Source organism: Oceanobacillus kimchii X50 (assembly GCF_000340475.1).
Lineage (GTDB): Bacteria > Bacillota > Bacilli > Bacillales > Amphibacillaceae > Oceanobacillus > Oceanobacillus kimchii.
The window spans coordinates 3,330,855-3,337,141 of the sequence record NZ_CM001792.1 but is presented as its reverse complement, the minus strand read 5'-3'; the positions used below and the strand labels follow the sequence as shown (position 1 = coordinate 3,337,141).

Genomic DNA, 6,287 nt, shown 5'->3' with positions numbered 1-6,287 from the left:
AATAAAGAAGAAACCGTCTCATACATGCCTCGTATGAGACGGTTTTTTCTTTATTTAAATAGTTTATCCTGTATGTAACGTACAATAATTCCCACTTCAGTGGGGAAGAATGCCCCCGTTCATAAAAATGAAGTTTGGTTTTATGAGTTCATGGAACTAGAAATTTACAAATACTTAACACTTACCATAAACTTTCTTAATAATAACTTCCTATACTTACAAGTAAGGGCAGGAAATAAGCCCATAAATATACAAACACAAATTAGGGGGAGGACCTAAAAAATGAATTTCAAGAAGTTTGCTTTTGTATTATTTATACCAATGTTGTTTGTACTATTAGCAGCATGTGGATCTGATGACGCAAATGGTGAATCTGATAATGAATCAGAATCCACTGGTAATTCCGAAGAATTAGAAGGTAGCGTTGCAATTGATGGATCAGGCACGGTTTATCCACTAATGGCTCGTCTCGCAGAAGAGTATATGATTAATGAACAACCAGGAGTATCAGTAGAAGTTAGTCGTGCTGGAACAAGTGCTGGCTTTGAGAAATTCTTAGCCGAAAATGGGACAGACTTTAATGATGCTTCTCGTGTAATAAAAGAAGAGGAACAAGCAAAAGCCGATGAACTTGGTATTGATGTGAAAGAATTAAAGGTTGCACTTGATGGCTTAACTATTGTTACCCATCCAAATAATGATTGGGCAACGGAATTAACTCCAGAACAAGTTACAGGTATCTTTACTGGAGAATATACAAATTGGTCAGATATTGATTCTTCTTGGCCGGATGAACCAATACAAACATATGGACCAAATGAAAATCACGGAACGTATGAGTTCTTCTATGAAAATATATTAGAAGAACAGGATCTAGTGGATACAATTGATCTTCAACAAGACTATTCCACACTAGTAACGTTGATTTCGCAAGATGAAAATGCAATAGGATTCTTCGGATTTGGTTACTACGATAGCAATAAAGAGACCATTCAAGCAGTAAACATTGATTTCGGAGACGGACCTGTTGAACCATCACTAGACACAATTGCTGAAGATGGTGATTATGCAGACTTTACTAGACCAGTATTTACGTATCTTAATGTAGGTAACGCAGAAGAAAAACCTCAAGTCCTCGATTACGCGATTTATATTATGAATAACGTGAATACATTTGCAGGTGAAACAGGTTTTGCGCCAATTCCTGAAGAAGAGGCTCAAGGTCTTGTAGAAGAACTAGAAGCATTAAAATAAATTAGTCGAATATTCTTGTCGAGGTGAGGACCGATAATATTGTTGGTTCTCATCTTGTTGTAAGTGTAAGCGCGAAGAAGGAGTGCTTTAAGAATGGCAGCAAGCAGCGAAAATAAAAATACTGCTTCTGTTAGAGAAATGATTGAGGCGAATAAGCAAAAGAAGAGTGTTTCTCAAATCACAGAGAAACTAGTACCAGTATTTCTGGTATTAATTGCCTCCATATCGATTCTAACAACGGCAGGTATTATATATACGTTATTAGCTGAATCAATAGAGTTTTTTCAACGAATACCGATTATTGAATTCTTCACAGGTACAGTATTAAAACCACTAAGTCAAAATCCGGAATTTGGTGTCCTCCCATTATTAACCGGTACTATAATATCTTCGATCATTGCAATGTTAGTTGCAGGACCAGTAGGTTTGATGTCAGCTGTTTACCTGAGTGAATTTGCTTCAGATAAAGTACGTCGTGCAGTAAAACCTTTATTAGAAATACTAGCAGGAATTCCTACGATTGTTTATGGTTTCTTTGCATTCACTTTCGTAACACCATTGATTCGGATGGTGTTTCCTTCCGTAGAAGCTACTAATATCCTAAGTCCTGGTATCGTCATGGGGGTAATGATTATCCCTATGATTGCTTCTTTATCAGAAGATGCAATGTCTTCTGTACCGAACTCAATGCGTGAAGGAGCATTAGCGTTAGGTGCAACGAGATTAGAAACAACATTTAAAGTCGTAATTCCAGCTGCTTTATCTGGAATTATCTCTTCATTTGTACTAGGTATATCCCGTGCAATTGGAGAAACAATGATTGTGACAATTGCAAGCGGTAGTTCGAAAAACTTCACTTTTGATATCACGCAATCCATGCAAACAATGACTGCGTATATCGTTGAAGTCTCTGGAGGAGAGGCTCCAGCAGGATCGACAATCTATTACAGTTTATATGCAGTAGCACTAACACTATTTGTTTTCACTTTAATCATGAACTTACTAGCAAGATATATTTCCCGTAAGTTTAGGGAGGAATACTAGATGAGCACAAAGTATGTGGATATAGAACAAGTACAGAAACGGATGTCATCTCGTATCCGAAAAAATAATTTCTCAAAGTATCTATTTTTAGCAGCAACAATGTTCGGATTAGTAGTATTGGCAGTTTTAATTGTTCGAGTACTGACACAAGGGGTCACTTATATTAATTGGGATTTCATAACGGGTCACTTATCTACAGCACCTGAGAGAGCAGGAATTATGGGAGCAATTTTAGGAACAGCTTGGTTAATGCTGATTGTAATCCCTGTTACGATGCTAATTGGTGTTGGGACTGCAATATACTTGGAGTTGTATGCCAAAAAAGGCAAATTCCAATCGTTTATTGCAACAAATATTTCTAACCTTGCAGGTGTTCCGTCGATTGTATATGGTTTACTCGGTTTAACCTTATTCGTCCGTGCTTTAGAATTCGGGAATGTCATCTTAGCTGGAGGATTAACTTTATCTCTTCTAGTATTACCAATTGTTATTGTGGCATCACAAGAAGCAATTCGCGCGGTTCCTGGTCACCTTAGTGAAGCATCATATGGTATGGGAGCAACAAAATGGCAAACCGTGAAAAAAATAGTGTTACCAGCTGCCTTACCGGGGATATTAACCGGGTCGATTCTAGCCTTATCTAGAGCGATTGGGGAAACTGCACCACTTACGGTGTTAGGAATCCCGGCATTGCTCATTCCGTTTCCTGGAGGACTATTTGATACGTTTACTGCCTTACCAATGCAAATTTATTACTGGACGTTAGATTCTTCATTGGTCGCAGAGTATGCATATCTAGCAGCAGCAACAATTATTGTATTGCTAGTTTTACTGTTCCTATTAAACTCGATTGCTATTATTATCCGAAATAAATTTCAGCAGCGATATTAAAGGTTAGTGAAAGGAAGGGAAAAATATGAGTTTATTAACAGCGGACAAGAAAGTACAAGTAGACATTAATAATAATGAAAAAAAAGCACCTGTTAGTAATAAAAAAATAGTATATGATACAAAAGATCTCAACTTATGGTACGGGGAAACACATGCGTTAAAAGATATTAACTTAGCTATAAATGAAAAAGAAGTAACTGCAATTATTGGACCGTCTGGCTGTGGAAAATCAACGTATATAAAGACGTTGAACCGAATGGTGGAATTAGTGCCAACGGTAAAAACAACTGGAGCTATCACTTATAAAGGGAAGAATATTTTAGATCGCTCGTTTAAAGTAGAGGACCTGCGTACACATGTAGGTATGGTTTTCCAAAAGCCAAATCCTTTTCCGAAGTCTATATATGAAAATGTAGCATATGGTCCAAAAATCCACGGTATTAAGAATAAAAAAATACTTGATGAGATTGTAGAAAAGAGTTTACGTGGTGCATCTATTTGGGACGAAGTAAAAGATCGTCTGAACGAGAATGCTTATGGACTTTCAGGTGGACAACAGCAACGTTTATGTATCGCACGTTGCTTAGCAATTGAACCAAATGTAATCCTAATGGATGAACCAACATCTGCCTTAGACCCTAAATCCACGCTTCGTATTGAAGAACTTGTGCAGGAATTGAAAAAAGATTATTCCATTATAATTGTAACCCATAATATGCAACAAGCTGCACGAATCTCTGATAAAACAGCATTCTTCTTAAACGGAGAAGTTATAGAATTTGATGATACAAATCGTATCTTTACTAAACCTTCAGATCAAAGAACCGAAGATTATATCTCCGGTCGATTTGGTTAAAATATATAATCTCCCTATTTGGTTGTTGAGAAAATATCTCAGCAACTTTTTTGTTTGGTTAATTTCATGATTGCCAAGTTTCATACAAAATATCGCATTCATGAAAGTAATTCATCTTGGAAGAAGTAAATAAAAAAGCAGACCTTAAAATAGGTATGCCTCTATCTACATGATATAAAAAATTAAAATATAAGTCTATAATTATTTTTTAATTATGGGAAAATAATAGATGCGCACAATTAAATGGAGTAACGTTACTCCTCTTTATCACTAATTTAAGGAGGAGAAGGAATGAAGATGTCAACAGAGGAAGCAATAATGAGGTGGAATAAAGCGGCGGATAGCTTTATTTCTAATTATGACGAGAATGGTGGAGTGAACAGAAAAGTACTGCTTAACCCAGCAATATTTGAATTATTAGGTGAAGTAAGTGGAAAAGTATTGTTAGATGCTGGTTGTGGGGAAGGTTACTTAAGTAGAATATTAGCTCAACAGGGAGCTTCTATAACTGCAGTCGATTATTCTGAACGAATGTTGGAACTAGCAAAGGAAAGGACAACAGATAATTCCATTAAATATGAATTTGGAAATATAGAAAATATGCATTTCCTTCCATCACAATCTTTTGATAAGATTGTATCTAACATGGTTATTCAAGATTTAGAGAAGTATGAATTGGCGATAAAAGAAATGTATCGCTTACTGAAAAGGGATGGTACTTTTGTGTTTTCCATATTACATCCCTGCTTTATTACGCCAAATAGTGGGTGGATAAAGGATACGAAAGGACAGAAATTATATTGGAAAGTAGATCGTTATTTCTATGAAGGAGTGTATGATCAAAACTTTCCAGCTAATTCTGATGAGAAAGTCGTTTATTATCATCGGACACTCATGAGTTATATGAAAACATTTCGGAATGCAGGGTTTACTTTAAATGATATTATTGAACCGAAAGCTTCTTCTGAAGATTTGTTGTTATACCCGAAGTTTAAAGAGGATTTAAATTGTCCAAATTTCATTGTATTTCAATTAAGTAAAAAAGGTTAAGCTAGTTCAAAGTATAAAAATTTTTAACTAAAAACAATTAAGGTGAGACCTCATACATTAGTTTGGAGAGGCTCACCATTTGTTTTAAGTCATGATTGCAAGAGTTGAGAAAGGAACAGTGATGAAGGTGGTTTACGTTGGGAAAGTAATTATACATACGTTATTACTTATTATTTTATATCAAATTGGAACATGGATACATGAGTTTTTTGATTTAACCCTACCAGGAAGTGTTATTGGAATGATTTTATTATTTGTTTTATTAAGTACCGGGTTGGTCAAACCATCATGGGTAGACCAAGGAGCATTACTCTTAGTAAAACACTTGCCGTTATTCTTCATTCCTGCAACAGTAGGTATTGTTTCTTTTTTAGATCTTTTTACGGGAAGTGGTTTACTGTTAATTGTTATTATCATTATAAGTACTGCACTAGTAATCGTGATATCTGGACATGTTAGTCAATGGCTGGTTAGGAAGAAGGAATTAAAACATGATTAATTTAGTATTGACGATCATATTTATCATTGGCACAATGTCTATTTATATTTTGTCACGCAAATTAAATAAGAAATGGAATCATCCACTGACATTACCCGTATTAGTAAGTTCGGTTGTCATCATTGTTATCTTATTAATAAGTAAAATCCCCTATGAGACATATATGGTTGGTGGAGAATGGATACACTATCTGTTAGGACCAGCGGTAGTTGCACTAGCTTATCCGCTTTATATACGACGACGATTGTTGTTAAAATGGCTATTTCCGATATTCATGGGTACAATTGTAGGGGCGTTTATTGGGATTCTCTCTGGTATTATTTTAGCGAAGTTGTTACAAGTAGACGAAACAATCATTTACTCTCTTGTTCCAAAATCGGTCACAACACCAATTGCTATAGAAGTAACAAATATTATTGGTGGAGAAGTCTCTTTAACGGCTGTTTTTGTTATTATGGCTGGAATAAGTGGAGTATTTATGAGAGGCTTCCTTTTTAAAACCATGCGAATAGAACATGTTGTAGGAAGAGGAGTGGGTATCGGCAGTGCATCCCATGCAATAGGTTCTGCGCATTCATTAGAAATAGATGAGTTGGAAGGCACATTAGGTACAGTGGCCATGGTGGTTAGCGCGGTAATTGTATCGATGCTTGCTCCGTTATTGGTGTCTTTGATTTTTTAAATGATTAAGTT

Annotated in this window: 7 protein-coding genes; all 7 read left to right on the top strand. The window is 35.8% G+C overall.

The window, feature by feature from the left end:
* The first annotated feature begins 282 nt into the window (after nt 1-282).
* Nucleotides 283-1,254 carry a PstS family phosphate ABC transporter substrate-binding protein gene (locus C794_RS16935; RefSeq protein ID WP_017798360.1) on the top strand — a complete coding sequence of 324 codons (972 nt, stop codon included), beginning with the start codon at nt 283-285 and terminating at the stop codon, nt 1,252-1,254.
* Nucleotides 1,255-1,347: 93 nt separating this feature from the next.
* Nucleotides 1,348-2,298 (top strand): phosphate ABC transporter permease subunit PstC, encoded by a 951-nt coding sequence (gene pstC, locus C794_RS16930; protein WP_017798359.1) that lies wholly within the window; start codon nt 1,348-1,350, stop codon nt 2,296-2,298.
* Nucleotides 2,299-3,189: a phosphate ABC transporter permease PstA gene (gene pstA, locus C794_RS16925; RefSeq protein WP_017798358.1), complete on the top strand. Its 891-nt coding sequence runs from the start codon at nt 2,299-2,301 to the stop codon at nt 3,187-3,189.
* A 25-nt stretch (nt 3,190-3,214) separates the two neighbouring features.
* A complete protein-coding gene (gene pstB / locus C794_RS16920; RefSeq protein ID WP_017798357.1) occupies nt 3,215-4,045 on the top strand; it encodes a phosphate ABC transporter ATP-binding protein PstB in 831 nt (276 codons plus the stop codon).
* A gap of 291 nt (nt 4,046-4,336) precedes the next feature.
* A complete protein-coding gene (locus C794_RS16915) occupies nt 4,337-5,095 on the top strand; it encodes a class I SAM-dependent methyltransferase (RefSeq protein ID WP_017798356.1) in 759 nt (252 codons plus the stop codon).
* A 121-nt stretch (nt 5,096-5,216) separates the two neighbouring features.
* Nucleotides 5,217-5,594, top strand: a complete 378-nt coding sequence (locus C794_RS16910) for a CidA/LrgA family protein (protein WP_039819845.1) — start codon at nt 5,217-5,219, stop codon at nt 5,592-5,594.
* Complete coding sequence (locus C794_RS16905; protein WP_017798354.1) at nt 5,587-6,276, top strand: LrgB family protein; 690 nt, start codon at nt 5,587-5,589, stop codon at nt 6,274-6,276. Before C794_RS16910 ends, C794_RS16905 begins: the two co-directional genes overlap by 8 nt.
* The last annotated feature ends 11 nt before the right edge of the window (nt 6,277-6,287 follow it).